Source organism: Streptomyces noursei (assembly GCF_001646665.1).
GTDB lineage: Bacteria > Actinomycetota > Actinomycetes > Streptomycetales > Streptomycetaceae > Streptomyces > Streptomyces lavendulocolor.
On record NZ_LWBU01000279.1, the window covers coordinates 310,760 to 335,682 of the forward strand.

Consider the following 24,923-nt stretch of genomic DNA (forward strand, 5'->3'; position numbering starts at 1 on the left):
CTTTGCGGACACGACCTAGGTCCCGTCCGGGAGCCGCGCTGCGCGCCGGGTCCTGGCGAGGAGGATCAGCGACGCGACGGCGGCGAAGGCGCACCAGGTGGATACGAACTCGGTGCGCCACAGCGCCACGCACAGCATCGCCCCGGCCGCGACGACCGCGCCGAGCCGGCGCAGCAGCCGGTCGGTCGCCAGGAGCAGCGCGCCGACGGTGGCGAGCAGGTAGCCGCCGATGAGCAGCGGCGCGTACGGCAGGTCCAGTACGTAGCCGATGGTGCGGCCGCGGATGTGGGCCGTCACCGGCCCGGTGGCGAGGCGGTACGAGAGCGCGGCCGCCGTCGCGCACCCGACGGCGGCCGGGACGGCGAGGCGGGCGCGGGCTCCCGGCGGGGTGACAAGCAGGACGCCGAGCGGCACCCACAGGGGCAGCAGCGGCAGCGCGATGACGGCCCACGCCAGGGTCGCCGGCCCACCGCCGCCCCCGGCGTCCCAGACGGCGGCCTCGACGATCTGGTGGACCCCCAGCAGCAACGGCAGCGCGGCGAGCGGCAGTTCACGGAGGCTTCGCGCGCGGGCCACGCAGACGGCGCCGACCGTGGCGATGACGGTGCCGGCCACGAGATCGGCGGTCGCGTTCCAACACATATGGGTAGCGTACGGGTGCAACCGTACGGCGGCCGGGAGGAGATCCCTTGTCAGCGCTTCAGGTGTCGCGAGCCACTGCGGAGGACTGGGCGGTGGTGCGCGAATGGGCCGTGGCGGAGGGCTGGAACCCCGGCCTCGGGGACACGGCGAGCTTCTTCGCACAGGATCCCGACGGGTTCTTCCTCGGCCGGCTCGACGGAGAGCGGGAACCGGTTTCGGCCATTTCGGTCGTCAACTACGACGACGCGTACGCCTTCCTCGGCTTCTACTTGGTGCGGCCCGACCGGCGCGGTCTCGGGTACGGACTGGCCACCTGGAAGGCGGCGCTGGCGCACGCGGGCGGCCGCACGGTCGGGCTCGACGGGGTGCCCGCGCAGCAGGACAACTACCGCCGCTCGGGGTTCGTCCTGGCGCACCGCTCGGCCCGCTGGACGGGACCGGTGACGGCGGGCTCCGCGGCGGCCGGCACCCGCGCCGCGGGGGTGGTGCCGGCCACCGGGGCGGGGCTGTCGGCGATCGCCGCCTACGACGCCGCCTGCTACCCCGCCGAGCGGCCGCGCTTCCTGGAGCGGTGGCTGCGGGCGCCCGGCCACGTGGCGCTCGCGCGGGTGGTGGACGGGCGGATGACGGGGTACGGGGTGATCCGCCCGGCGCAGGACGAGGCGCGGGTGGGGCCGCTGTTCGCCGACTCGCCGGGTGACGCGGAGGTGCTGCTGGACGCGCTCGTGGCCGGTTCCGGCGCGGACCGGATCGCCATGGACGTACCGGAGTCGAACGCCGCCGCCGTGCGCCTGGCGGAGAGCCGGGGGCTGGTGCCGACGTTCGCCACGGCGCGGATGTACACGGGGCCGGTGCGCCCGTTCGCCCGGGACCGCGTCTTCGGCATCACCACCCTGGAGCTGGGCTGAGTCACGTGCCGGTGCCGTACTGCTCGGCCTGGAGGAGGTACATGCGCCGGTAGCGGGAGTCGGGCCGGTCCATCAGTTCCTCGTGGGAACCCGACTCGACGAGCCGGCCCCGGTGGAGGACGTGGATGACGTCGGCGGACTGGATGCCGGCCATGCGGTGGCTGACGAGCACGACGGTCCGCCCCTCGTCGCTGAGGGCCCGGATGCGCCGGAAGGACTCGACCTCCGCCTCGGGGTCCAGCGCGGAGGTCGGCTCGTCGGCGATCACCAGGGTGGCCTCGCGGTAGCGCAGGCGGGCCTGGCCGACCGTCTGCCACTGGCCGCCGGACAGCTCGGAGCCGTGCCGGAACTCACGGGCGAGCAGGGTGTCGTAGCCGCGCGGCAGGGTGCCGCCGAGCCGGTCGGCGCCCGAGTACACGGCGGCCCGCTGGACACGGCCCGGGTCCGGGGGCGCGTCGGGCTGCCCGATGCGGATGTTGGTGTCCAGCGTGAAGGGCCAGCGCTGGAAGTCCTGGTCGAGGACGGCGACATGGCGGAAGACGTCCAGCCGGTCGGCCTCGGCGAGGTCGGTGTCCCCCCACAGGACACGGCCGTCCTGCGGCCGGTGGAGCCCGGCGAGGAGCTTGACGAGCGTGGACTTCCCCGATCCGTTCGCGCCGACCAGGGCGACGACGGAGCCGGCGGCGATGGTCAGGGACACCCCGTCCAGCGCGGGTTCTTCGCGGTCGGGGTAGCGGAAGCCGACGTTCTCGAAGGTGATCTTCTCGGGGAAGTCGGGGACGGCCGTGCCGCCGGCGGGGATGGCCCGCCGGTCGGCGGCCACCGTGAACCGGTCGAGGTCGCGGACGTACAGGGACTCCTCGTGGAGGGTGTTGACGTGCGTGATCAGGGCGCTGAGGCTGGCGGAGCCGGTGCGTACGGCGAGGGCGGCGGTGCCCGCCATGGCGATGTCCATCCGGCCGCTGACCAGCAGGACGCCGAGGGCGGCGTACGTGAGGAGGGCGGCTGCGCCCGACAGCGCCGCCGCCAGCAGCTCGGTGAGGGCGCGCCCGTCGGCGAGGCGGGTCTGTTCGGCCTCCGAGGTCTCGGCCATGTCGTGGAACCGGTCGAGGAGGTAGCGGCCCACCTGGTGCACGCGGACCTCCTGCGCGGATTCGCGGCTGGTGATGAGGTTGCTGACCAGGCGGGCGGCCCGTTCGTGCTCGATCCAGTTCATACGGGAGGCGTAGCGGCGCTGCGCCACATGCATGGCTCCCCAGCCGCGGGGCAGGGCGATCAGCACCAGCAGCGGCAGGAGTGCCGGGTGCAGCACGGTGAGGACGCCGGCTGCGGCGACGATGGTGAAGACGCCGTTGAGGGCGCCCACGCAGGCGCCGATCATGTTCCGGGCGGCCACGGCGCCGAACTGGGCGGAGTCCAGGAGCTTGCGGAAGGCGCCGTCCTCGATGGCGTCGAGCTCCACGCCCGCGGCGCGGCGGAGGTACTTCTCGGTGGCGAGCCGCTCGACCTTGGGCTCCAGCCGGCCGGTGGCGGCGGTGGACAGGCTGGCGAGCACCGCGTTGACGACGGCGAGCACCCCGGCGGCGATCAGCGCGGGCAGGGCGGCGCGGAGGCGGTCGGTGGTGGTGCCGGCGGCGAAGAGGGCGTGCAGGACCTGGTTCGTCAGGAGCAGTCCGCCGGCCTGGGCGACGCCCTGACCGATCTCGGCGAGACCGACGGCCAGCAGCGCGCGCCCGTCCGACTCCCGGGCGAGCCGCAGGGTCCCGCCGACGAGCCGGGGCAGGGCGCGTACGGCGGCCAGCGGCTTGAGGTCGAGCCTGGCGTACTCGTGCGCGGCCCAGCCGTAGTCGTAGCGCAGGGCGCCGCCGAACAGCTCGCGCTCGCTCTCGGAGACGGGCGGCTCGGACCTCCAGGCCCGCCGGAACAGTTTCTTGTCACGCACGATCCCCACCCCCCGGTCGCCGCGGCGCCGTTGCCGTCGCAGCAACCGCTCCCCCACCGCCGATCGGGTGAAACGTGCACGTGTGGGGCGGGCGCGTCGCACTCGGCACGAATCGGATGATCCTATTTTCACCGCTATGCGAATGACTGGACTGGCGGTGCTCCCGGCCGTGTTGTGCGGGCTGTGCGCGATGAGCCCCGGAGCGGCGGGACTCCCTCCCGGGGGACACGGGACGCCGGCTGCCGGCGGGACTGCCGGCGCGCACGGGACTCCCGCCTCCCACGGGGCCGCCGTGCTGCCCGGGACACGGGTGACCGCCGGTGCGGTGCCGTTGCCCGGGACACCGGTGACCGCCGGTGCGGTGCCGCTGCCCGGGACGCCCGAGGTGGTCGGGGCCGGTGGGACGTTCAGTGCCGCGCTTGCTGCCGGGACCTCGGAGGCCGTGGGGATGCCCACGACCACCGGGACCGACGGGACGACTACGGCCACGGGGACCGCTGAGACCGCCGGGACCGCCGGGGCGCGTCCCGGGGCCGGTGGCCTGCGCGTCGGGAACCCCATGGCCGGGAACCGCGGCTTCGGCGTCGTGACCCGGCGCGACGCGGTGCTGGCCGGGACCGGGTCCGCAAGCCCCGTCGCCGTGGGCGGCGACCTGGTCCTCGGGTCCCGGTACGGCGTCGCGCCCCGCAGGGAGGGCGGCTACACCGCGCCGGGCGACCGGCGGCCCACCGCCCTCCTGGTCGGCGGGGCGGTCGACCTCGCCGGCAGCGCGGCGGACGGGGTGCTGAAGGTGAGCGGGGACGCCTACGTCAAGGTGGGCGACCTGTCCGACAGCGCCGCCCTGGCCACCGGCATGGACGGCGCGCCGGTGAAGACCCGGCTGGTGGCCACCGGGCGGGGCTACGGCACGACGCCGCGCGTCGAGCTGACCACCGCCCAGGCGTCCGCGTCGGTGGGCCCCGCGCCGGGCCTCGTCGACTTCGGCGCCCTGTTCGCCGACCACCGCCGGCGCGCCGACGCCCTGGCGCGCTGCCCGGGCACGGTGACACCGCGCGGCGCCCTCGGCCCGGGCGCCACCGTGCGGATCCGGCTCGCCGACGACCGGACGAACGTGCTGCGGCTGACCGGCACGCAGCTCGCCGGCATCAGGTCACTGGCCTTCGAGAACCGGCCCGCGGCGGACCGGCCCCTCGTGGTGGTGGTCGACACGGGGGCGGAGGGGGACGTGCTGTCCTGGCGGCCGCCCGCGACGACCGGCCTGGGTACCGGGGACGCGCCGTACGTCCTGTGGACCTTCGCCGGCACCAAGGACCTCACGCTCACGGCCGGCGACACCCTGTGGGGCTCGCTCTACGCGCCCCGCGCGGACCTGACCGACCGGAGCCCCGCCGACATCGAGGGCGACATCGTGGTCCGCTCGTTCCGGGCGGGCCCCGGCGCGGGCGGCATCCGCAGCGCCGCGTTCGCGGCCGAGCCGGAGTGCGGCAGCGCTCCGGCGCCCGCGTCCGGACCGTCCCGGGACCGGTCGGTGGTCCCGGGGGCGGCGGTCCCGGGTGCGGGGGCGAGGCCGGAGCCGGGCCCGGAGGCGAAGCCGGGCACGGATCCGGGCCCGGACGGGGAGCCGGGTCGGGAGGCGGAGGCGGGGGTGGGCCCGGGAACGGGTCGGGAGCCGGACCCGGAGGCGAAGCCGGGACCGGGGGCGGCCGCGGAGGCGGAGGCGGAGCCGGGACCCGGCTCGCGGGCCCCCGCCACCGGGGCCGTCACGGACGCCCGCCCCGGTTCCGGGCCCTCCCCCGCCGAGTCCTTCCCGCGCCGCGCCGAGGAGCCCTCCCCCGGCGCCGGCACCGCCATGGCCGACACCGGCTCCCGGTCGGGGCTCTGGTACACGGGCGCCGGAGCGGCCCTGCTCGTCGCCGTCGGCACGGCCCTGACCAGGGCGTCCCGTCGCGGCCGCCGGGAGCCCGGCGAGTGAACCGGGCGGCCCATAAAAGGCAGGAGTCCGGGTACCCGAACCGCCTCCCGAAGGTCGACGAGGAGGGCAGAGCACCCGTGAGGAACCACTCGCAAGACGCCACCCAGTCCGGCGGTCCGACCGGACCCGCCGACCCGACCGGGCCCACCGGTCCCCTGGGGCTGCGGCTGGCCGGGGGCAGAGCCGTGGAGGGCGAGCCCGGTGACGCGCTCCTCGGCACCCCCGCGAGCGGCGGAACCTCGGCCGGCGCCCCGCACGACCATGGAACGTCCGCCGCGCCGGGCGGAACCGGGGGCGCCGCGGGCGGCGCCGAAGGCCCGGCCGGCACCCACCCTCCGGACCGCACGCAGGCCATCCTGGAGGCCACCAAGCAGGTGGCGGCGCTGCTGAAGAGCGCCGGTCACCCGTTCGCACTGGCCGGGAGTGTGGCGGCGTACGCGCACGGCGTGCCGCAGAGCCTCCAGCACGACACCGACTTCGCGATCCTGCGCGAGGACGCCGAGGCGGTCACGCAGGACCTGGAGGCGGCCGGCATCCAGGTGCGGGTGCCGCCCGAGGACTGGCTGATCAAGGCGCGGAGCCACGGCGAGGAGATCGACCTGATCTTCGAGCTGGCACGGCACCCGGTCACCCCCGACCTGCTGCAGAGGGCGCACACCCTGCCGGTGGACTCGGTGCGGATGCCGGTGCTGGCGCCGACCGACCTGGTGGGCAGCCTGCTGGCCGCGTTCTCCGAGCACCACTGCGACTTCGGTGCCGTCCTGCCGATCGCCCGCACCCTGCGGGAGAAGATCGACTGGGATCTGCTGCGCCGGGAGAGCGAAGGCTCCCCCATGCCTGAGGCTTTCCTGTATTTGCTGGAACGCCTGAACGTGATCGAACCCCGGGAGGCCACGCCATGAGCGCCGCCGACACCGCCGAGTACCGCATCGCCCATCTGCGGGACCGGCTGGCGAGCGAGGACATCGCCGAGCTGGGCATCAGGATCGAGCAGCGCGGTACGAGCGTGATGCTGTACGGCACCGTCGCCAGCGACGACTGCCGGGCCGAGATCCTGCGCATCGCCCGGGAGGAACTGGCCGGGCTGCCGCTGCGCGAGGACCTGGTCGTCGTCTGCGCGGACGCCCCCGACCACCCCGAGGAGCTGTCGTGATCCGAGTAGCAGCGGTCGGTGACATCCACCTGGGCCCGGGCAGTGCGGGCACCCTGCGGCCGGCCTTCGAGTCCCTGCACGAGCAGGCGGACCTGCTCCTGCTCGCCGGTGACCTGACGCGGCACGGCACGGCGGAGGAGGGCGAGGTCGTGGCCGGCGAGGTGGCCGGACTCGGCATCCCGGTGGTCGCCGTGCTGGGCAACCACGACTACCAGAGCGACCAGGAGGCCGAGGTCGCGGCGGCGCTGGACCGGGTGGGCGTGACCGTCCTGGAGGGCGAGGGCACGGTGCTGAACATCCGCGGCGCGCGGGTGGGCGTCGCCGGGACCAAGGGGTTCGGCGGCGGTTTCGCCGGGCGCAGCGGCGGCGAGTTCGGCGAACCGGAGATGAAGGACTTCATCCGCTACACCCGGCGCTGCGCGGACGGTCTGCGGAAGTCGCTGACCATGCTGGCCGAGGCGGACTGCGCCGTGCGGATCGCCCTGACGCACTACGCGCCGGTGCCGGACACGCTGGCGGGTGAGCCGCTGGAGATCTACCCGTTCCTGGGGAGCTACCTGCTGGCCGAGGCGGTGGACGAGGGCGGGGCCGACCTCGCGGTGCACGGCCACGCGCACATGGGCACCGAGCACGGGATGACCAGCGAGGGCGTACGGGTGCGCAACGTCGCCCAGCCGGTGATCGGCCGGGCCTTCGCCGTCTACCACCTGCCCGTGCACGCCGGGGGCGCCGCGGCGGGCGGCGGCGGTGTGAAGGCCGGGGCGGACGCGGTGGGCGCCCACTGATCGGGCGGTCGGACACCCCGCTAGGCGGGTAACCGGGGCATACTGCCAGAGATAGGGCGCATTCATCACACAAACGGACAAAAACAGCAGAGGAGCCGAGGATCGTGACGGACGTTTCGAGCCAGGGTCCCGCACCCGGCGACGACCGGAAGGTACTCACCAACCGGCAGGGCCACCCTGTCTACGACAACCAGAACCAGCGCACGGTCGGGGCCCGCGGCCCCGCGACGCTGGAGAACTACCAGTTCCTGGAGAAGATCAGCCACTTCGACCGGGAGCGCATCCCCGAGCGGGTCGTCCACGCCCGCGGCGTGACGGCCTACGGATACTTCGAGGCGTACGGCTCCTGGGGCGACGAGCCGATCAGCCGCTACACCCGCGCCAAGCTCTTCCAGGAGCGCGGCAAGCGCACCGACCTGGCCGTCCGCTTCTCCACCGTGATCGGCGGCCGGGACTCCTCCGAGGCGGCGCGCGACCCGCGCGGCTTCGCGGTGAAGTTCTACACCGAGGACGGCAACTGGGACCTCGTGGGAAACAACCTGGGCGTCTTCTTCATCCGGGACGCCATCAAGTTCCCCGACGTCATCCACGCCCTCAAGCCCAACCCGGTCAGCTTCGAGCAGCAGCCGCGGCGCATCTTCGACTTCATGTCGCAGACGCCGGAGTCGATGCACATGCTGGTCAACCTGTTCAGCCCGCGCGGCATCCCGTCCGACTACCGCCACATGCAGGGCTTCGGCGTGAACACCTACAAGTGGGTGAACGCGGAGGGCCGGTCGGTCCTGGTCAAGTACCACTGGATGCCCAAGCAGGGCGTCCGCAGCATGACCGAGGAGGACGCGGCCAACGTGCAGGCCTTGGGCCTGGGCCACGCCACCAAGGACCTGTACGAGGCGGTCGGGCGCGGTGACCACCCGGAGTGGGAGCTGCTCGTCCAGATGATGGACGACCACGACCACCCGGAGCTGGACTTCGACCCGCTGGACGACACCAAGACCTGGCCGGAGCAGGACTTCCCGCCGAAGCCGGTCGGCCGGATGGTGCTGGACCGGATGCCGGAGAACTTCTTCGCCGAGAACGAGCAGATCTCCTTCGGCACGGGTGTACTGGTGGACGGGCTGGACTTCTCGGACGACAAGATGCTGGTCGGCCGGACCTTCTCGTACAGCGACACCCAGCGCTACCGGGTGGGCCCGAACTACCTCCAGCTGCCGGTCAACCAGGCGAAGAACGCGGACGTGCGGACCAACCAGCGCGACGGGTTCATGACGTACCACGTGGACGGCGCCGGGGAGAACGCCGACGTCAACTACGAGCCGTCGATCCGGGGCGGCCTGCGCGAGGGCGAGTACCCCACGCACGACGAGCAGGGCCCGGAGATCCGGGGGCGGCTCACCCGCAAGCGCATCCCGCGGACCAACGACTACCAGCAGGCCGGCCAGCGCTATCTGCTGATGGAGCAGTGGGAGCGGGACGACCTGGTGCACAACTTCGTCACGCTGCTGAAGCAGTGCGACCGGCCGGTGCAGGAGCGGATGGTGTGGCACTTCCTCCTGGTCGAGAACGACCTGGGGCTGCGCGTCGGCGAGGGCCTCGGCATCAGCCCGCGGGACGTGTCCCACCTCGAACCACTGGCGAGCCAGGACCTCACCGAGGACGACCGCAAGCGGCTGGCCAACCTCGGGGAGAACCCGCCCCGGGACGTCGAGGGCCTGACGATGACGCACTGCGTCCCCAACGAGCGGCACGTCGTGACCCGCTGATCCCACCCGTCCCACCCCATGACCGAGGGCCCCGCCGGCGACGGCGGGGCCCTCGGTCGTCCGGCCGGGGCCCGGAGGAGGACGCCCGGCTGCCCGGCCGGGCGGGTGCGTTCAGGGGCGGCGCCAGGCGTCGCTTTCCAGGTGGGAGCCGGCCTGCGGGCCCATCCGGAGCATGCCGCCGTCCACCACCCACGAGGCGCCGGTGACGTACGAGGAGTCCTCCCCGGCCAGGAACGCGATGACCGAGGCGACCTCCCGCGCGTCGCCCGGGCGTCCCAGCGGCACACCGGGCCGGGACTGCTTGCGGACGTCCTCGTCGTCCTGGCCGGTCATCGGGGTGGCGATCTCGCCCGGCGCGACGGCGTTCACGGTGATGCCGTACTCGGCCAGCTCCAGCGCCATGACCTGGGTGAGCAGCCCGAGCCCGCCCTTGGCGGCGCAGTAGGGCGCCGCTCCGACGCGTGGCTGGTGCTCGTGGACGGACGTCACGTTGACGATCCGCCCGCCGTCCCCCTGCTCGATCATGCGGCGCGCGGCGATCTGGGAGCAGAGGAACGGCCCGACCAGGTCGACGTCCAGCACGTCCCGGACGGTCTCGTAGGACATCTCCAGGAAGGGGGTGGCCGTACCGGTGCCGGCGTTGTTCACCAGCACGTCGATGCGGCCGAGTTCGGCGGCCAGCTCGTCGACGACGTCCGCGGCGCCGGGCAGCCGGGTCAGGTCGAGGTGGGCGACGGCGGCGCGGCGACCGTGGCCGCGGACCTCCTCGGCGGTCCGCCGCGCGCCCTCCTCGTCGGCGTGCCAGGTGATGCCGACGTCCATGCCCTCGGCCGCGAGCCGTACCGCGGTGGCCCGGCCGATGCCGGAGTCGGAGCCGGTGACGACGGCGACAGGGGTGCCCCGGTTCACGGGCGGATTCATCGTGCCTCCTCGGCGGTGTTCGGGACGTGCGTTCAGGACAATGGCGGTACCACGTGACGGGTGAGACGAAACGGCGTCCGAGGGGTTCCTGAGGCTGAAGTGTGCTGAGTGGCTCATGATCGGGCACGTGAAGGGGATGCCGGACGTATCAGCACCCGTGATCAAACTGGTGCGGCGGACCACCGAACCCGTCGCGGCGCAGACGCTGCGATCCACGGCCGCCGCCGTCATCTCCTTCGTCGTCGCCCTGATGGTCCTGCCCGCGCAACCCGCGCCCCTGACCGCTCCGCTGACCGCGCTCCTGGTCGTGCAGGTGACCCTCTACGCGACCCTCACCACCGGGATCCGACGCGTCAACTCGGTCGTGGTCGGCGTCCTCATCGCCATCGGCTTCACCGCCCTGGTGGGTCTGACCTGGTGGAGCCTCGGCCTGACGATCTTCACCTCGCTGATCATCGGCCGTTTCGTGCGGGTGGACGAGTTCGTCCCCGAGGTCGCGATCAGCGCCATGCTCGTCCTCGGGGTGTCCCAGGCCACCTCGGCCGCCTGGCACCGCGTGCTGGAGACGCTGATCGGTGCCGGGGTGGGCCTGCTGTTCAACCTGCTGTTCGCTCCCCCGGTGTGGACGCAGTCGGCCGGGACGTCCATCGAGGGTCTGGCGCGCGGGATGGGGCGCATGTTCCGCACCATGGGCGCGGAGGTCGCCGAGGGCCACATCCCCTTCCCGCACGCCGCCGCCCGGCTGCACGAGGCCCGGCGGCTCGACCACGACATCGTGGAGGTCGACGCGTCGCTGCGGCAGGCGGAGGAGAGCCTGCGGATGAACCCGCGCGTACGGGAGGGGCTGCTGTCCCGGGTGGTGCTGCGGACGGGCCTGGACACGCTGGAGATCTGCGCGGTGGTGCTGCGGGTGCTGACCCGGAGCATGACGGACCTGGCGAAGTTCCGTACGGAGGAGTCGCTGTTCCCCGCGGACGTGTCGGCGGGTCTCAAGGAACTGTTCGGGCAGATGGCCGACGCCATCGAGAGCTTCGCCCTGCTGATCACCACTCAGGTCGCCGCCAACGCGGAGGACGCGGAGGAGCGGCTGGCCGACGCCCTGGCCGCGAGCCGGGTCACCCGCGACCGGGTCGCCGACATGCTGCTGGAGGACGTGCAGGAGCACCCCCGCCAGTGGCAGCTGCACGGCGCGCTGCTGGCCGAGATCGACCGGATCCTCGACGAGCTGGACCTCGACAAGCGCAGTGAGCGCCTCATGCAGGAGCTGGACCGGCGCTCGGCGGAACTGAGCGAGCGCCACCCGCGGCTCGCCGCCCTGCGCCGCCGGCTGCGCGGCGAGGGCGGCAGCGAGCGGCGGCCGGGCGTGGAGGCCTGAGCCGCCCCGGCCGCTCCGGCGTCCCCCGGCCACTCCGCCCCCGGCCGCCCGATGCCTCCCGGGCCTCCCGGCAGGCATCGGGCGGCGGGGGCGTGGAACACGTGCGAGTGTCCGTCGACCGATGAAGGAGGCCCACGTGTCGGAGAGCCCGGAGCCCGTGTACGACCGGATCAGGGAGGAGGTCGCCGCGCGTGCCGAGCGGCTGTGGGACGTGAGCCTCGCGCTGCACCGCGCGCCGGAGACGGCGTTCGAGGAGCGGGAGGCGGCGCGGCTGCTGAGCGGCGAGCTGGAGCGCGAGGGGTTCGCGGTGGAGCGCGGGTCGGCGGGCCTGCCGACCGCCTTCACCGGACGGACCGGGAGCGGCGACGGGCCGTGCGTGGCGCTGTTGATGGAGTACGACGCGCTGCCGCTGCTGGGGCACGCGTGCGGCCACAACCTGATCGCCGCGGCCGGGCTGGGCGCCGCGCTCGCGGTGCGCGGGGCGCTCGGCGAGGTGCCGGGGTCGCTGCTGGCGGTCGGCACCCCCGCGGAGGAGCGCGGCGGCGGGAAGGTCGTGCTGGTGGAGGCGGGGCTGTTCGAGGGGGTGGACGCGGCGCTGATGTTCCACCCGGGCGTGTACGGCTGGGCGCGCGCCCCGCTGACGGCCAGCGCGCAGATCCGGGTGGCGTTCCACGGGCGGGCCGCGCACCCGACCGGCAACCCCACGGAGGGCATCGACGCGCTCGGCGCGCTGATCCAGCTGTTCAACACCCTGGGCGTGCTGGACCGGAGGCTGCCGGCGGGGTCGCACGTGCAGGGCATCGTCACGGACGGGGGGCGGGCGACGAACATCGTCCCCGAGTACGCGGAGGGCCTGTTCGGGCTGCGCGGGGGGACCACGGCCGCGCTGGAGGAGCTGGTGGAGGAGGTGCGCTCGTGCGCACGGGGCGTGGCGCTGGCGACCCGCACGCGGGTGGAGGTGGACGGCGTGGGCGGGCGCTACGAGCACTTCCGCGACAACGACGTGCTGTCGGGGCTGTTCGCCCACCACCTGGACCGGGCGGGCATCCGGTTGTCGGAGCCGGTTCCGGGCGTGTACCTGGGGTCGTCGGACATCGGCAACGTGAGCACGAGGGTGCCGGCGATCCATCCGTTCGTCGCCATCATGGACCCGGACGCGTCGGACCACACGCCCGAGTTCGCCGAGGCGGCGGCCGGGCCGCGCGGGCGTCAGGTGATGCTGGCGGCGGCGGAGGCGCTGGCCTGCACGGCGGCCGACGTGCTGATGCGTACGGACGTCTCCGCGCGCGCGTGGGCCTGCCTGCGGGAGAAGGCGGCCTCGGGGCAGTGAGGACCCGGTCCCGCCGCCGCCGGGGCCCCGGTCAGTCCTCGACGGTCACCCGGACCGTCTTCACCTCCGTGTCGGCGGCGTCCGGGACGACCATGCCGGCCTCGACGCCGCTGCGCAGGTAGTGCAGCACCTCGGAGGTGAGCCGTTCGCCGGGGAGGGCGGCGGGGATGCCGGGCGGGTACGGGGTGAGCATCTCGGCGGTGACGCGGCCGGCGGCCTTCTCCCACGGCACCTGCTCGACGCGCCCGAAGAACGCGTCGCGCGGCAGCATGACCTGCTCCAGGCGGAGGTCGGCGGGGTCGGGGACCTCGACCCCGGTCGCGGGACGCAGCTCGTCGGCGTGGTCGGCGACGTCGCGCAGGGCGGTGATCAGCGCCTCGGCGGTGCTTTCGTCGTCGGCGTGGGTGAGCTGGGCGCTGGTGCGCCGGTGGTCGGACAGGTGCAGGTTGATGCGGTGGTGCTCGCGGATCCAGTCGGCGATCCGGTAGCCGGTGGTGCCGAGGCCGGTGATGTCGACGATGACCTGGAGCGGGTCGAGGTCGGCCGCGCGGCCGGGCCCGCAGAAGTCGTCGCGGCCGTGCACGTGCAGGCCGTCGATCTCGGCGATGCGGGCCCGTACGGACTTGGCGAGGGCGAGCGCGTCGTCGTAGAGGGCGTGGCCGTGCTGGACCATCTGGCGGCGCCAGCCGTCGAGGGCCGCGTACAGCAGGACGGAGGGGCTGGTGGTGCCCAGCAGGTCCTCGCGGTTCTTGAGGACCTCCGGCTGGATCAGGTCGCCCTGGAGGTGGAAGACGGAGCCCTGTTCGAGGCCGGAGCCCATCTTGTGGACGGAGGTGACGCAGACGTCGGCCCCGGCGTCCATGGCCCAGGTGGGCAGCTCGGGGTGGAACGGCAGGTGGGCGCCCCACGCCTCGTCGACGATGAGCGGCACGCCGTGCTCGTGACACGCCTCGGCGATGGCGGGCAGGTCGGAGCAGGTGCCGTACGGCGTCGGGGTCGTCACCAGGGCGCCCCGGGCGTCGGGGTGCTCGGCGAAGGCGGCGCGGAAGGCGTCGGCGGACGGCGGGTGGGCGAGGTGGCGTTCGGGATCCCACTGGGGGTCGACCCAGACGGGAACGATGCCGGCGAGGACGAGCCCGGACACCACGGACTTGTGGGCGTCGCGTCCGACGAGCAGTTTCTCGTGCGGTCCGGCGACGGAGAGCATGGCCGCCTTGACCGACAGGGAGCTGCCACAGGTCGAGAAGAAGGTGTGGTCCGCCCCGACGGCGTCGGCCATCAGCTCCTGCGCCCTGGCCAGCACGCCGTGGGAGGAGGTCCGGTCGTCCAGCCCGCTGGTGGCGAGGACGTCGGAGCGGAAGACGGCGTCACCGAGCACGGCGCGGACGCGTGGGTCGGCGCCCCGGCCCTGTTTGTGGCCGGGTGGGGTGAAGGGGGTCTGGTTCTCGGAGTGGTACGCGGCGAGCGCGTCGAGCACGGGTGCCTGTGAGTGGTCCATGGCACCCCAGTGCCCCGCGAACCAGGACAAAAACAGGCCCGCCCCGGGGGCGCGGAGCGGCGGCCCTGACCGTACCGGCACGCCGGCCTGCACGCCGGTCGGCCTTTCCGCCGGCGCCGGTGACCCCACCTGGCGTAGTTTGACCCAGGACAAATATTTGACATAGGACAAACATCCCTCGGGCGGAGCCGATCGCATGACCATCAGAGGCACCACCGCGGCCGAGATCGCCGGGAGCGTGCGGGACCAGGTCGCCTCGGGCGGGCTGGCGCCGGGATCCGTCCTGCCGCCGGTGCGCGCCCTCGCCGCCGGACTGGGGGTCAACCGGAACACGGTCGCCCTGGCCTACCGGCGCCTCGTCGAGGCGGGAGTGGCCGAGACCCGGGGCCGCGGCGGCACGGTGGTCGCGGCGGTACCGCAGCTCGCACGCGAGGGCACCGGAGCCGGTGCCGGCGACGGCCGCGTCGACCTGGCCGGCGGCAACCCCGACCCGGGGCTGCTGCCCGACCTCCTGGCCGTCGCCCGGCGCGGGGACTACGGCCGGCCGCTGTACGGCGAACCCGCCGTCGACGCCGGGCTGGACGCCTGGGCCCGGGCCGACTTCGCCGAGGACATCGACCACCCGTTCCGCACCCTGGTCACCCATGGAGCGGTGGACGCCACCGAGCGGCTCCTGGACGCCCATCTCACCCGCGGGGACCTGGTGGCGATCGAGGACCCCTGCTTCCTGGCGAGCATCGGCATCCTGCGGCTGAACGGCTACCGCTCGGCGCCCGTCGCGGTCGACGGCGCCGGCATGCGCCCCGACGCCCTGCGGGCCGCCCTGGAGGCCGGGGCACGCGCGGTCGTCTGCACGCCCCGCGCCCACAACCCGACCGGCGCGAGCCTCACCGGGGAACGGGCCGCCGAGCTGCGGGCGGTCCTCGCCGGGCACCCCCAGGTCCTGGTCGTCGAGGACGACCACTTCTCGGCGGTCTCCGCCCGGCCGTACCACCGGATCACCCCACCGGGCAGCGCGCGCTGGGCGCTGGTGCGGTCCGTCTCCAAGTTCCTCGGCCCCGATCTGCGCCTCGCCCTCGTCGCCGCCGACGCCGGGACCGCCACCCAGCTGGAGGCGCGGCTCGGCGCCGGCACCAGCTGGGTCAGCCACCTGCTCCAGCACATCACCCGCGAACTCCTCCTCGACCCCCGCGTCCACGAACTCCACGAGCGGGCCCGCGAGGCCTACGCCCGCCGCAGCGGCCTGCTCGTCGAGCGGCTGCGCGCCCACGGCATCGACGTCCCGCACCGGCCCGACGGGCTGAACGTCTGGGTGGACCTCGGCGTCGACGCACGCGCCGCGGTCACGGCCCTGGCCGAGCGGGGCTGGGCGGTGCGGCCGGGCCACCTCTTCGCACCGGACCCGTCCGCCCACCGGGGCGCGATCCGGGTCACCTCCTCCACCCTCACCGCGGCGCGGGCCGAGGCCTTCGCCGCCGCACTCGCCGAGGTCGTCGCCGGCCTGCGTCCCCCGGCCGCCTGACCCCCCACCGACCCGAACCCGGCCCACCCGACCCCTGCGAGGAGACAGCATGTTCCGCGGCCTGAGCGCCTTCCCCCTCACCCCCACAAGCGAGCACGGCATCGACACGGCGGCGTACACGGCGCTCGTCGCCCGCCTCGCCGCCGCCGGCGTGGACTCCATCGGCGCGCTCGGCTCGACCGGCGGCTACGCCTACCTCACCCGCGAGCAGCGCGCGCACACCGCGAGGGCCGCCGTCGACGCCGCCGACGGGGTCCCCGTCGTCGTCGGCATCGGCGCGCTGCGCACCTCGCACGTCCTGGAGCTGGCCGAGGACGCGCAGAAGGCGGGCGCCTCCGGGGTGCTGCTCGCCCCCATGACGTACCAGCCGCTCACCGACGACGAGGTGTTCGGCCTGTACGAGGACGTCACCCGCGAGCTGTCCGTGCCGCTGTGCGTGTACGACAACCCCGGCACCACGCACGTGCGGTTCACCGACGACCTGCACGGCCGCATCGCGCAGCTGCCCAACATCGGCTCCATCAAGATCCCCGGTGTGCCCGAGGACCCGCGCGGGGCCGAGCGCCGCGTCGACGCCCTGCGCGCCCTGATCCCCGGCACCGTCACCATCGGGGTGAGCGGCGACTGGACGGCCGCCCGCGGCCTGAACGCCGGGTGCGACGCCTGGTACTCGGTCCTCGGGGGTACCTTCCCGCGCACCGCCCTCGCCCTGACTCGCGCCGCCCAGGGCGGCCGCGCGGGTGAGGCCGCCGAACTGTCCGGAGGGCTCGAACCGCTCTGGGCGCTGTTCCGCCGCCACGGCAGCCTGCGCGTCATGTCCGCCGCCGCCTCCCACCTCGGCCTGACGGACGAGCCGAACCTGCCGCGCCCCCTGCGCGGGCTGGACGGGACCGCCCGCCGGGAGGTCGTCGCCGCGCTCGACGCCCTCGGTCTCACCTCCTGAGCGCACCCGCGTGCGCCGCCACCTGGCACGGCGGCGCACGCCGGTCAGGGTCGGGGGCGCACGCGCTGCCAGCGCGGTCGGGCGTCGGTGCCCCGGCGCCCCGCGACGGAGGCGCAGCGCGGGCAGACGCGGCGGACGCGGTCGGCGGCACCGCCGGACTCGGGCAGTGCGTCCTGCCAGGTGACGTGCGGGAAGCGGTCGAGCCGGGACCGGCTGAGGGAGAGACCGCAGACCGTCTGGTTCATGCCGGGCTCCCACGCGTGCACCTCCCCGGCGGGCAGCCTGCGGCGGCCCTCCTCCTCGTCCGTCCACCGGCCGGAGGCGGCGACCGCGTAGCGCTTCGGCGACGGCACGGGCGGTCAGCCGGCGGCGTTGTCGACGCGCAGGCGCACCTGGTCCTCCAGGCGCTCCAGGCTCCGGTCGAGGGCGTCGTTGACCGGCTGGCCGCCCGGGTCGTGCGTCTCGTCGAAGAACGACAGGTGGACGGTCACCTCGCTGGCCCCGCTGCCGATGCCGGCGACTTGGAGCCAGCCGGCGTAGCCGCCCTGCTCCCTGGTGCCCCACTCGATGCGCATCTGGTCCTTCTCGGCCCGCAGCAGGGCGGAGGTGTCCTGGTCGGTGCGGTCCTCGTGGACGGTGACGGCGGGGAGCCGCCCGGGGCGGACGTGCAGCTCCTCGGGCAGCCAGTTGTCGAACTGGTCGACGTTGGCGGCCTGGTCGAAGACGTGCTCGGGCAGCGCCGGCATGGTGCGGGAACGCTCGTACTCGGTCATCGCTCCACCGTTCCTCGTTCGTCGGCTCGGAGTGGTCCGGAGGGACGGGTGCCCGCCCTGGCCGGGCTGAAGCCGGCCCGGCGGACGGGGGAACGTGGAGGGAAAAGAAGAGCCCCGGCTGGACGGGGGAACCAGCCGGGGCAGTGTGTGGCGATCGTGAAGACGTCTTCACAACCGACTGAATGAACGATAAACCATTGAGCGGCGTTCGATCCAATCGGGGGCCGCCCCGCCCGTCGTCCCGCTTCCGCTCACGTCCCCGTGCGGGCGGCGGCGGTGGCCGTACCGCCCGGGGTGACGGGCCGGGCCGCCTGGGCGGAGAGCGGGGTGGCGATGTCCTCCAGGGACCTGCCCTCCGCGGCGACCGCGAAGAACCAGGCCACCAGGCCGCCCGCCACCATCAGCGTGGCGCCGATGCAGAAGGCCAGCACGGTGTCCGCGACCACGCCGCTCTCGGTGAGCCCGGCGAAGATCAGCGGGCCGGAGATGCCGCCGGCGGCCGTGCCGACCGCGTAGAAGAACGCGATCGCCATCGCGCGGGTCTCCATGGGGAAGATCTCGCTGACCGTCAGGTACGCGGAGCTGGCGCCCGCCGACGCGAAGAAGAGCACCACGCACCAGCTGAGGGTCATGGTGGTGGCGGTCAGCCAGCCGTTGGAGAACATCCACGCCGTCAGGAACAGCAGCGTCCCGGAGAGGATGTACGTCCCCGCGATCATCGGGCGACGGCCCCAGGTGTCGAAGAGCCGGCCGAGCAGCAGGGGGCCCATGAAGTTGCCGAACGCGATGACCGCGAAGAAGTAACCCGTCGAGCCGGTGCCGACGTCGAAGAAGGTGACCAGGATCGCCCCGAACCCGAACGTGATCGCGTTGTAGAGGAAGGCCTGTCCGACGAAGAGGGCGAGGCCCAGCACCGCGCGCCGGGGGTAGGTGCGGCAGAGCGTCCGGGCGATCTGCACGAAGCCGACGCTGTGCCGCTGCTTGATGGTGATCGCCGCGGCCGGCTCCGGCAGCGGCCGGCCCGTCTCCGCCTCCACCTGCCGCTCGACGTCCTCCACCAGCCGCTCGGCGCCCTCCTCCCGGCCGTGGATGAACATCCAGCGGGGGCTCTCGGGCACGTGGCGGCGGACGAGCAGGATGACCAGGCCGAGGACGACGCCGAGGCCGAAGGAGACACGCCAGCCGATGTCCTTCGGCAGGATGTCGGTGTCGAGGGCGAGGACCGAGAGCAGGGCGCCGCCCATGGCACCGAGCCAGAAGCTGCCGTTGATGATCAGGTCCACCCGGCCGCGGTACTTGCTGGGGATCAGCTCGTCGATGGCGGAGTTGATGGCCGCGTACTCACCGCCGATGCCGAAGCCGGTCAGGAAGCGGAAGACGAAGAACCACCAGGCGGAGAAGGACAGCGCCGTCAGCGCCGTGGCGGCGAGGTAGACCGCGAGGGTGATCAGGAAGAGCTTCTTGCGGCCGAAGCGGTCCGTGAGCCAGCCGAAGAACAGCGCGCCCGAGCAGGCGCCCGCCACGTACAGCGCGGCGGCGATGCCGGTGACCTGGGCGCTGCTGATGGCGAGCCCGCTGCCCTCCTCGGAGAGCCGGCCGGCCATGCTGCCGACGATGGTGACTTCCAGGCCGTCCAGGATCCAGACGGTGCCGAGTCCGATGACGATCATCCAGTGCCAGCGCGACCAGGGCAGTCTGTCCAGTCGCGCCGGTACCTGCGTCGTGACGGTCCCGTCCGACGCTTGCCCGAGCTGCCGCTCCGTCATGGGTCACCTCCGAGGCGTGAAGAGGGCGGGCGGGTACCCCATGGTCAAAGCGGTGAAACGGCCCGTTCGGCGGGTACCCGCCGGGCCATGCACACCGAGAAGCCCATGGCGGTGGTGACCGGTGCCTCCAGCGGCATCGGTCTCGCCCTGGCCCGGGTGTTCGCCGAGAACGGGTTCGACCTCGTGGTCTGCGCCGAGGACGCGGCGGTGGCGGAGACCGCCGACGAGCTGCGCGGCCGCGGTGCCGACGTCGTCGCCGTACGGGCCGACCTCGCCGTCTACGACGGCGTCGAGCAGCTGTACGGGGCGGTGCTCGCCACCCGCAGGCCGGTCGCTGCCGCCGTTTTGAACGCCGGGGTGGGCGAGGGCGGGGCGTTCACCGACGTGGACCTGGCGGACCACGCCCGGGTCGTCGACCTCAACATCACCTCGACCCTGCACCTGGCGCACCGGCTGCTGCCGGGCATGATCGCGGCGGGCGCCGGACGGCTCATGATCACCTCCTCGGTGGCCTCGATGGCCCCCGGGCCGTTCCAGTCCGTCTACAACGCCTCCAAGTCGTTCCTCCAGTCCTTCGCCCAGGCGCTGCGGGAGGAACTGCGGGGCACCGGGGTGACGGTGACGGCGCTGATGCCGAGCGCCACCAGGACGGCCTTCTTCCACCGGGCCGGGATGGACGACACCCGCCTGGGACGCATGACGAAGGACGACCCCGCCGTGGTGGCCCGGCAGGGGTACGCGGCACTGATGCGCGGCCGGGGCCGGGTGGTGGCCGGATCGGCGGGCAGCCGGGTCCTGGGCGCGGCCCTCACGGTGCTGCCCGACCGCCTCAAGACTCTCGGCCAGCGCTTCCTGTCGGAGCCCCGCCCCCGCCGCCTGCTGCCGGGCGGTCGCTAACGCCCCAGCACCCGCGGGTTGGCGCAGTGGGCGAGCGGTTCGCCGCGCAGGTGGCGGGCCGCCTCGGCCGCGACGATGCGCGCCGCCCGGTGCGCCACCTCCCTGCTGGCGCCCGCGATGTGCGGGGTCAGGACGACGCCCGGGGTGGACAGCAGCCGGGCGCCGGCCGGGACCGGCTCGGCCGGGAACACGTCGAAGCCGGCGCCCGCGAGGTGCCCCGAGTCCAGCGCGTCGCACACCGCCTCGTAGTCGACGAGCGCGCCGCGCGCGCAGTTCACGAGCACGGAGCCGGGCGGCATCGCCGCGATCTCGGCGGCGCCGAGCATGCCCCTGGTCTCCTCCGTCACGCGCGCGTGCAGCGAGACGATCCGCGACCGGCCCAGCAGCTCGTCCAGCGGCACGGGTTCGGCGACGCCCGCCACCGCTTCCGGCGCCACGTACGGGTCGTGCACCAGCACCTTCGCGCCCATCGCGGCCAGGACCCGGGCCACCCGCGACCCGATCGCCCCGAAGCCGACCAGTCCGACGACCGAGCCGTCGATCTCGATGCCGCAGTTGTCGTAGTCGTAGTAGTCGCCGCGCCAGACGCCGCGGGTGAGGTCGGTGTGGACGGCACCGATCCCCCGGGCTGCGGCGAGGATCAGGGCGAGGGTGTGCTCGGCGGTGGCGGTGGCGTTGCGGCCGGGGGCGTAGCAGACGGCGACGCCGTGGCGGGTCGCGGCCTCCAGGTCGGCGTTGACCGGGCCGCCCCGGCTGACGCAGAACAGCTCCAGGTCGGGGCAGGCCTTCAGGACCCGCTCGGTCAGCGGGGCCAGCTGGGTGAGGCAGATCCGCGCTCCGGCCAGCGCCTCGATCAGCTGGTCCTCGGTGCCGGACGCCTCGTCGACCTCGGCGACCGGGCCGAACGGCGTGTGCGGCCAGGGCAGCTGGATCTCCCGTACGTCCAGGGCCGTGTCGTCCGGTACGGCGGCGCGCAGTTCCTCGCGCAGCAGCCGGGGCAGGACGAAGTGGTCGCCGGCGGCGAGGACGGTGGTGGTCACGGTGGTGCTCCCGTTCGGTGGGTGGTGGGGGCGGCGGGTGCGTTGAGCCGCAGCAGGGACGCCCGTCGGCCGGGCAGCAGCCGCAGTTCGGTCAGGGCGCCGTTCTCCAGGGCGGGGAAGACCTGGCGGTAGCGGGCGAGCGGGATGCCCAGCAGCTCACACAGGGCCAGGCGTACGAGGGTGGAGTGCGCGACGACCAGCACACGGCCGCCGGGGAGTTCCCGCGCGACCTCCTCCAGGCAGCCGACGGCACGCTCGGCCGCCGCGACGGGGTCCTCGCCGCCCGGCAGGTGGTGGGCCACCGGGTCGGCCAGGAAGGCGGCCAGCTCGTCGGGGAACTCCTCGGCCATCTCCCCGCGCGTCAGCCCGTCGCCGCGCCCGAAGTCCACCTCGTACAGCCGCTCGTCGACACGGGCGGTGAGGCCGAGCGCGGTCGCGGCGGGCCCGGCGGTGAGGCGGGCCCGGGACAGCGGCGAGCAGAGGACGGCGTCGAGGCGCTGCCCGGCCGCCCAGGCCCCGAGCGCGGCGGCCTGTCGCAGGCCCCGTTCGGTGAGCGGCACGTCGGTGCGGCCCGCGTAGCGGTTCTCCGCGTGCCAGGTGGTCTCGCCGTGGCGTACGAGGACGAAGTCGGTCACCGCTCGGCCTTTCCTCGGGCGTGCTCGGCCACCGCCGGCTCCAGCAGGCCGCGCCGGGTCAGTTCGTCGACGAACCGGAGGTACACGGGGGTGAGCCGGGCGGTGCGGCTGGGGTCGGGGGTCAGTTCCTCGCGGACGCGCACCATGGCGGACGCCGCCTCCTCCAGGGTGGCGCCCGACGCGGTGGCGGCCAGCACCGCCATGCCGGTGGCGCTCTCGGCGTGTTCGGGCAGGGTGACCGTCCGGCCGAGGACGTCGGCGCGCAGCTGCGACCAGTAGCGGTTGCGGGCCCCGCCGCCGGTGAGGGAGAGCGGGCCGCCGACGGGGGCGCCCAGGTGGTCGAGGCGGTCGAGGCAGAGGCGTTCGACGCAGGCCGTGCCGAGGAGCAGGGCGTGGAACTCCTCCGCGTCGCCGTCCGCGTCGCCGAGGAGGAAGGGGGTGGCGTCGGGGGCGAGGAACGGGAAGCGTTCGCCGCCCCCGCCCGCCAGGGGGTAGGCGACGGCGGTGGACCCGGTCGCCGCGGCGGCGGCGGTGAGGGCGTCCAGGTCCGCGCCGGGGAAGCGCCGGGCGAGGGCTCCGGCGCCGCTGCCGGACGCACCGCCGGGCAGCCAGGTGCCGCCCGGTCCGCGGTGGCAGTAGACCACTCCCCCGGGGTCGCGCACGAGGTGGGGGCTGACGCCCTTGAGGACGAGGGTGGTGCCGAGGACCGAGTTCCACGCGCCCGGGGTGAGCGCCCCGGCACCGATCTGCGCGGCACAGCCGTCGGTCATGCCCGCGACGACGGGCGTGCCCGCGGGGAGCCCGGTCGCGCCCGCGGCGGCGGCGCACACCGTGCCGACGACCGTACCGGGGCGGACGACGTCCGGCAGCAGACCGGCCGGGACGCCGAGCCGGGCCAGTTCGTCGTCCGGCCAGCGCTCCTCGACCAGGTGGTAGCCGGTCTTCAGGGCGTGGCTCGTGTCGCTCGCCAGCTGCCGCCCGGCCAGCCGCCAGGTGATCAGGTCGGACTGGTGCAGCAGCCGCGCGTCCGGGAAGTCGGTGTTGTCCAGCAGCCACAGCAGCTTGGGCAGCGCCCAGGACGGCTGCATCGCCCGGTAGCCGAGGTCCCGCCAGACGGCGCCGCCCTCCTTGTTGACGCGGGCGGTGTACGCGCGGGCGCGCCCGTCGTCGTACATGAGGCCGGGCGTGAGGGCACGGCCCTGCCGGTCGGCGAGGAGGACCGTGCCGGAGGTGGCGTCGACGGCCACTCCCCGGACGCGCTCGGGCGCGATGCCGGCGAGGGCCTCGCGGCACGCGGCGGCGACGGCGGACCACCACTGCGCGGGGTCCTGTTCGTGGCGGGCGCCGTCGCGCCGGCCGGTGAGCGGGCGGGAGGCGGCGGCGACCAGCCGGCCGCCGCCGTCCACCGCGACGGCGCGGGCGCTCTGGGTGCCGAGGTCGAGGCCGACGTGGACGGCGTCGGAGAGGGGGGCGTCAGGCATGGGGTGCTTTCCGTACGTCGGTGGCGGCGGGCGACCAGCCCAGGGAGCGGGCGGCGTCGCGCCAGGTGAGGAACGACTCGTAGAGCTCGTCGTAGAAGGCGCCCCGCCCGGGGTCGGGCTCCCAGCCGGAGCGCATCCGGACGTACTTGGCGGCGGCCTCGCTCATGCTGCTCTCGGCGCCGGTGAGGACGAGCCCGGTCAGGAACGCGCCCTTGGCGCCGAGTTCGGTGTCGGCGGCGCGGGCGGTGGGGACGCCGGTCGCGTCGGCGATGAGGCGGCACCAGTCGTCGCTGGCGGATCCGCCGCCGCACAGGCGCAGTTCGTGGATGTCGGTGCCGGACGCCCGCAGGCAGTCGCGGACGACGAGCGAGAGTCCTTCGAACACGGCCCGGGCCAGGTGGGCGGGCGTGTGGTCGAGGGACAGGCCCCAGAAGGAGCCGCGGGCCCCGGGGTCGAGGAAGGGGGCGCGTTCCCCGGCGGGCGAGAGGTACGGGAGGAACGCGGGCCCGCCCGGGCGGGGCTCGGTGCCGAAGGCCAGCCGGCCGAGTGCGGCGGGGCCGTCGACGGCCAGGAGGCGGGAGGCCCAGTCGAGGACCTCGGTGCCGGAGAGGGTGGGGAAGGCGCGCAGGACGCGGTCCCGGGCGCCGTAGGCGATGGTGATGCCGCACGGCTCGCCGGAGGTGTCGACCCGGCGTGTGACGATCTCGGTGCACAGGGTGGTGCCGAGGATCGCGCAGGCCTGGCCCGGTTCGACGGCGCCGGCGCCGCGCGCGGTCGCGGCGATGTCGTAGGGGGCCATGACGACGGGCAGGCCGGCCGGGAGGCCGAGTTCGCCCGCGGCGCGGTGCGTGATCCCGGCGACGCGCTCGTGCTCGCCCAGCACCCGGGGCAGCAGCCGGGTGTGCGGGCCGAACCCGAACAGGTCGATGACCGCCGGGTCGTAGGCGCCGGTGGTGTGGTCGAGGAACGGCGCGGAGGCGTCGGACTCGTCGATGCCGGTCACGCCGGTGAGCTTGAGGAACAGCCAGCCGGCCGCCGTCAGCGCCGTACGGGAGCGGGCCAGGCGTTCGGGGTCGTGCGCGGCGAGCCAGCTGATCACCGCGTTGGGCATGCCGCCGCAGGTGAGGGAGCCGTTGCGGCGGTAGGCCTCCTCCAGTACGCCGTCGGCGGCCCAGCGGGTGAGCAGGCCGCCCGCGCGCCCGTCGGACCACAGGACGGCCGGACCGGTGGGGCGGTCCTGGGCGTCGACGAGCCAGCAGCCGTCGCCCTGGGCGGTGAAGCTCACCAGCCGCACGGGGTCGTGGCCGGGGCCCAGTGCGGAGAGGGCGCCGCGCACGGTGACGACCACCGCGTTCCACACGGCGTCCATGTCCTGCTCCGCCCAGCCGGGCCGGGGGCGCAGCACTTCGGTGCCGATGCGGGACAGCGCTGTTTCCTGCCCCTGGTCGTCGAAGACGACGGATTTGATGACGGACGTGCCGACGTCGATGGTCAGAACCGACATGACTGGGATACCTGCCCCTTCGCTCGCGGCCGCCAGATAAACGTGCGGCTGTGCCGAGCGTCAATCGGCCGCG

At 74.4% G+C, this 24,923-nt stretch carries 22 protein-coding genes; 11 read left to right on the top strand and 11 right to left on the bottom strand.

Features of this window, described 5'->3' with window-relative positions:
• Positions 1 to 15: 15 nt before the first annotated feature.
• Positions 16 to 642 (bottom strand): DUF6629 family protein, encoded by a 627-nt coding sequence (locus A4V12_RS20095; RefSeq protein WP_064070729.1) that lies wholly within the window; start codon positions 640 to 642, stop codon positions 16 to 18.
• 47 nt (positions 643 to 689) lie between these two features.
• On the opposite strand from A4V12_RS20095, the gene A4V12_RS20100 reads away from it, so the two are divergent.
• Entirely contained in the window at positions 690 to 1,550 is an 861-nt protein-coding gene (locus A4V12_RS20100) for a GNAT family N-acetyltransferase (protein ID WP_064070730.1), read from the top strand.
• 1 nt (position 1,551) lies between these two features.
• On the opposite strand, the gene A4V12_RS20105 is transcribed toward A4V12_RS20100, so the two are convergent.
• Positions 1,552 to 3,492 carry an ATP-binding cassette domain-containing protein gene (locus A4V12_RS20105; RefSeq protein WP_064070954.1) on the bottom strand — a complete coding sequence of 647 codons (1,941 nt, stop codon included), beginning with the start codon at positions 3,490 to 3,492 and terminating at the stop codon, positions 1,552 to 1,554.
• Between the two features lie 559 nt (positions 3,493 to 4,051).
• Between A4V12_RS20105 and A4V12_RS39535 the strand changes: the two genes are divergently transcribed.
• The 5 genes from A4V12_RS39535 to A4V12_RS20130 all read left to right on the top strand — a co-directional run bounded on the left by A4V12_RS39535 (position 4,052) and on the right by A4V12_RS20130 (position 9,165).
• Positions 4,052 to 5,464 (top strand): collagen-binding domain-containing protein, encoded by a 1,413-nt coding sequence (locus A4V12_RS39535; protein ID WP_159028903.1) that lies wholly within the window; start codon positions 4,052 to 4,054, stop codon positions 5,462 to 5,464.
• A gap of 77 nt (positions 5,465 to 5,541) precedes the next feature.
• Positions 5,542 to 6,366 carry a nucleotidyltransferase family protein gene (locus A4V12_RS20115; RefSeq protein ID WP_234372255.1) on the top strand — a complete coding sequence of 275 codons (825 nt, stop codon included), beginning with the start codon at positions 5,542 to 5,544 and terminating at the stop codon, positions 6,364 to 6,366.
• A complete protein-coding gene (locus A4V12_RS20120) occupies positions 6,363 to 6,617 on the top strand; it encodes a hypothetical protein (protein ID WP_064070732.1) in 255 nt (84 codons plus the stop codon). The genes A4V12_RS20115 and A4V12_RS20120 overlap by 4 nt, the downstream gene beginning before the upstream one ends.
• Positions 6,614 to 7,402, top strand: a complete 789-nt coding sequence (locus A4V12_RS20125; protein ID WP_064070733.1) for a metallophosphoesterase family protein — start codon at positions 6,614 to 6,616, stop codon at positions 7,400 to 7,402. The genes A4V12_RS20120 and A4V12_RS20125 overlap by 4 nt, the downstream gene beginning before the upstream one ends.
• Positions 7,403 to 7,506: 104 nt before the next feature.
• Positions 7,507 to 9,165: a catalase gene (locus A4V12_RS20130; RefSeq protein WP_064070734.1), complete on the top strand. Its 1,659-nt coding sequence runs from the start codon at positions 7,507 to 7,509 to the stop codon at positions 9,163 to 9,165.
• A gap of 111 nt (positions 9,166 to 9,276) precedes the next feature.
• Here the strand turns inward: A4V12_RS20130 and A4V12_RS20135 are convergent, their stop codons facing one another.
• Positions 9,277 to 10,086, bottom strand: coding sequence for an SDR family oxidoreductase (locus tag A4V12_RS20135; protein ID WP_064070735.1), 810 nt, complete (start codon positions 10,084 to 10,086; stop codon positions 9,277 to 9,279).
• 136 nt (positions 10,087 to 10,222) lie between these two features.
• Here A4V12_RS20135 and A4V12_RS20140 point away from each other — a divergent pair, with 136 nt between their 5' ends.
• A complete protein-coding gene (locus A4V12_RS20140) occupies positions 10,223 to 11,461 on the top strand; it encodes an FUSC family protein (RefSeq protein WP_064070955.1) in 1,239 nt (412 codons plus the stop codon).
• Between the two features lie 121 nt (positions 11,462 to 11,582).
• Positions 11,583 to 12,791 (top strand): amidohydrolase, encoded by a 1,209-nt coding sequence (locus tag A4V12_RS20145; RefSeq protein ID WP_064070736.1) that lies wholly within the window; start codon positions 11,583 to 11,585, stop codon positions 12,789 to 12,791.
• A 31-nt stretch (positions 12,792 to 12,822) separates the two neighbouring features.
• Here the strand turns inward: A4V12_RS20145 and A4V12_RS20150 are convergent, their stop codons facing one another.
• Positions 12,823 to 14,289 (bottom strand): aminotransferase class I/II-fold pyridoxal phosphate-dependent enzyme, encoded by a 1,467-nt coding sequence (locus A4V12_RS20150; RefSeq protein WP_064070737.1) that lies wholly within the window; start codon positions 14,287 to 14,289, stop codon positions 12,823 to 12,825.
• A 196-nt stretch (positions 14,290 to 14,485) separates the two neighbouring features.
• On the opposite strand from A4V12_RS20150, the gene A4V12_RS20155 reads away from it, so the two are divergent.
• Both A4V12_RS20155 and A4V12_RS20160 read left to right on the top strand, forming a co-directional pair.
• A complete protein-coding gene (locus tag A4V12_RS20155; RefSeq protein WP_064070738.1) occupies positions 14,486 to 15,811 on the top strand; it encodes an aminotransferase class I/II-fold pyridoxal phosphate-dependent enzyme in 1,326 nt (441 codons plus the stop codon).
• Positions 15,812 to 15,860: 49 nt separating this feature from the next.
• Complete coding sequence (locus A4V12_RS20160; RefSeq protein ID WP_064070739.1) at positions 15,861 to 16,754, top strand: dihydrodipicolinate synthase family protein; 894 nt, start codon at positions 15,861 to 15,863, stop codon at positions 16,752 to 16,754.
• Positions 16,755 to 16,798: 44 nt separating this feature from the next.
• On the opposite strand, the gene A4V12_RS20165 is transcribed toward A4V12_RS20160, so the two are convergent.
• The 3 genes from A4V12_RS20165 to A4V12_RS20175 all read right to left on the bottom strand — a co-directional run bounded on the left by A4V12_RS20165 (position 16,799) and on the right by A4V12_RS20175 (position 19,293).
• Positions 16,799 to 17,107 carry a hypothetical protein gene (locus A4V12_RS20165; protein WP_064070740.1) on the bottom strand — a complete coding sequence of 103 codons (309 nt, stop codon included), beginning with the start codon at positions 17,105 to 17,107 and terminating at the stop codon, positions 16,799 to 16,801.
• A gap of 6 nt (positions 17,108 to 17,113) precedes the next feature.
• A complete protein-coding gene (locus tag A4V12_RS20170; protein ID WP_064070741.1) occupies positions 17,114 to 17,527 on the bottom strand; it encodes a hypothetical protein in 414 nt (137 codons plus the stop codon).
• Positions 17,528 to 17,778: 251 nt separating this feature from the next.
• A complete protein-coding gene (locus A4V12_RS20175) occupies positions 17,779 to 19,293 on the bottom strand; it encodes an MFS transporter (protein ID WP_064070742.1) in 1,515 nt (504 codons plus the stop codon).
• A gap of 87 nt (positions 19,294 to 19,380) precedes the next feature.
• On the opposite strand from A4V12_RS20175, the gene A4V12_RS20180 reads away from it, so the two are divergent.
• On the top strand, positions 19,381 to 20,190 hold the full coding sequence (locus tag A4V12_RS20180) for an SDR family NAD(P)-dependent oxidoreductase (RefSeq protein ID WP_064070743.1): 810 nt from the start codon (positions 19,381 to 19,383) through the stop codon (positions 20,188 to 20,190).
• On the opposite strand, the gene A4V12_RS20185 is transcribed toward A4V12_RS20180, so the two are convergent.
• Genes A4V12_RS20185 through A4V12_RS20200 form a run of 4 tightly spaced genes read right to left on the bottom strand, consistent with a single transcriptional unit; the run spans position 20,187 to position 24,850 of the window.
• A complete protein-coding gene (locus tag A4V12_RS20185; RefSeq protein ID WP_064070744.1) occupies positions 20,187 to 21,230 on the bottom strand; it encodes a 2-hydroxyacid dehydrogenase in 1,044 nt (347 codons plus the stop codon). The two genes, A4V12_RS20180 and A4V12_RS20185, sit on opposite strands and share 4 nt — an antisense overlap.
• The gene (locus tag A4V12_RS20190; RefSeq protein ID WP_064070745.1) at positions 21,227 to 21,865 is read right to left on the bottom strand and encodes a histidine phosphatase family protein; all 639 of its coding nucleotides are present in this window, start codon (positions 21,863 to 21,865) and stop codon (positions 21,227 to 21,229) included. Before A4V12_RS20190 ends, A4V12_RS20185 begins: the two co-directional genes overlap by 4 nt.
• Positions 21,862 to 23,346: an FGGY-family carbohydrate kinase gene (locus A4V12_RS20195; RefSeq protein WP_064070746.1), complete on the bottom strand. Its 1,485-nt coding sequence runs from the start codon at positions 23,344 to 23,346 to the stop codon at positions 21,862 to 21,864. Before A4V12_RS20195 ends, A4V12_RS20190 begins: the two co-directional genes overlap by 4 nt.
• Complete coding sequence (locus tag A4V12_RS20200; protein ID WP_064070747.1) at positions 23,339 to 24,850, bottom strand: FGGY-family carbohydrate kinase; 1,512 nt, start codon at positions 24,848 to 24,850, stop codon at positions 23,339 to 23,341. The genes A4V12_RS20195 and A4V12_RS20200 overlap by 8 nt, the downstream gene beginning before the upstream one ends.
• Positions 24,851 to 24,923: the final 73 nt, after the last annotated feature.

Coding starts and splice junctions, on each gene's coding strand:
- A4V12_RS20135 (WP_064070735.1), bottom strand. CDS start 10,086: ATGAATCCGCCCGTGAACCGGGGCACCCCTGTCGCCGTCGTCACCGGC.
- A4V12_RS20095 (WP_064070729.1), bottom strand. CDS start 642: ATGTGTTGGAACGCGACCGCCGATCTCGTGGCCGGCACCGTCATCGCC.
- A4V12_RS20140 (WP_064070955.1), top strand. CDS start 10,223: ATGCCGGACGTATCAGCACCCGTGATCAAACTGGTGCGGCGGACCACC.
- A4V12_RS20195 (WP_064070746.1), bottom strand. CDS start 23,346: ATGCCTGACGCCCCCCTCTCCGACGCCGTCCACGTCGGCCTCGACCTC.
- A4V12_RS39535 (WP_159028903.1), top strand. CDS start 4,052: ATGGCCGGGAACCGCGGCTTCGGCGTCGTGACCCGGCGCGACGCGGTG.
- A4V12_RS20200 (WP_064070747.1), bottom strand. CDS start 24,850: ATGTCGGTTCTGACCATCGACGTCGGCACGTCCGTCATCAAATCCGTC.
- A4V12_RS20150 (WP_064070737.1), bottom strand. CDS start 14,289: ATGGACCACTCACAGGCACCCGTGCTCGACGCGCTCGCCGCGTACCAC.
- A4V12_RS20120 (WP_064070732.1), top strand. CDS start 6,363: ATGAGCGCCGCCGACACCGCCGAGTACCGCATCGCCCATCTGCGGGAC.
- A4V12_RS20170 (WP_064070741.1), bottom strand. CDS start 17,527: ATGACCGAGTACGAGCGTTCCCGCACCATGCCGGCGCTGCCCGAGCAC.
- A4V12_RS20160 (WP_064070739.1), top strand. CDS start 15,861: ATGTTCCGCGGCCTGAGCGCCTTCCCCCTCACCCCCACAAGCGAGCAC.
- A4V12_RS20145 (WP_064070736.1), top strand. CDS start 11,583: ATGAAGGAGGCCCACGTGTCGGAGAGCCCGGAGCCCGTGTACGACCGG.
- A4V12_RS20155 (WP_064070738.1), top strand. CDS start 14,486: ATGACCATCAGAGGCACCACCGCGGCCGAGATCGCCGGGAGCGTGCGG.
- A4V12_RS20180 (WP_064070743.1), top strand. CDS start 19,381: ATGCACACCGAGAAGCCCATGGCGGTGGTGACCGGTGCCTCCAGCGGC.
- A4V12_RS20175 (WP_064070742.1), bottom strand. CDS start 19,293: ATGACGGAGCGGCAGCTCGGGCAAGCGTCGGACGGGACCGTCACGACG.